The organism is Paenibacillus sp. GM1FR (assembly GCF_002803315.1).
Classification (GTDB): domain Bacteria; phylum Bacillota; class Bacilli; order Paenibacillales; family Paenibacillaceae; genus Paenibacillus; species Paenibacillus amylolyticus.
In genome coordinates this window covers 1-760 of sequence record NZ_MKZL01000056.1, presented here as the reverse complement: position 1 = coordinate 760, position 760 = coordinate 1, and the positions used below count along the sequence as shown (strand labels likewise).

Annotated in this window: 1 protein-coding gene; it reads left to right on the top strand. The window is 43.3% G+C overall.

Going from position 1 to position 760, the window contains the following annotated elements:
- The first annotated feature begins 143 nt into the window (after window positions 1-143).
- Window positions 144-617, top strand: coding sequence for an IS200/IS605 family transposase (gene tnpA, locus PAEAM_RS26060; RefSeq protein ID WP_100529447.1), 474 nt, complete (start codon window positions 144-146; stop codon window positions 615-617).
- The last annotated feature ends 143 nt before the right edge of the window (window positions 618-760 follow it).

The following is a 760-nucleotide window of genomic DNA, read 5'->3' as shown; positions in this document are numbered from 1 at the left end:
TTATGGCTTTAGCCAGTTGAGTGCGTGAAACGCGCGAAACAAAAAACCACCCGCTATGCGGGTGGAGGGATCGAGGGTTTGACCACCAAGACCATTCCGATAAAATTGAGATGTTCAGGCTCAAAAGAAAGGAATGGTCTTCGATGGCAAACAAGAGCTATAGCCTAGCTCACACAAAGTGGATGTGCAAATACCACATTGTATTTACCCCGAAGTATAGACGGAAAGAAATCTATAATCAAGTGAGAAAAGATTTAATCGAAATTTTCAAACGTCTGTGTAAGTACAAGGGAGTAGAAATTATAGAAGGTCACATGATGCCCGATCATGTTCACATGTTGGTAGCGATTCCACCGAAAATGGCAGTCTCCACGTTCATGGGATATCTAAAGGGAAAAAGTTCACTAATGATATTCGAGAAGCATGCCCAGCTCAAGTATAAATACGGCAATCGAAAGTTTTGGGCAGAAGGGTACTATGTGAGTACAGTGGGTCTAAATGAAGCAACGGTAAGAAAGTATATTCGTGAACAAGAAGCACATGATCAAGCGTTAGATAAGCTGAGTGTAAAAGAATACGAAGATCCATTCAGCAGTAATCGGAGCAAAAAGAAGTAAAACCAGTTTAACTGGTGAGTGAAAGTGACAAATAACACTGAGCCTGAACAGCCCTGCTGTCAGGCTAGCGTCTTTAGGCGCAGTTTGGCAACAGGGGGTTATACCCCAAGAGCAAACCACCCGTTGGACGGGTGGTCCTGATT

Excerpts from the sequence above, each read along its gene's own strand:
- tnpA (WP_100529447.1), top strand. The coding sequence starts at position 144 with ATGGCAAACAAGAGCTATAGCCTAGCTCACACAAAGTGGATGTGCAAA.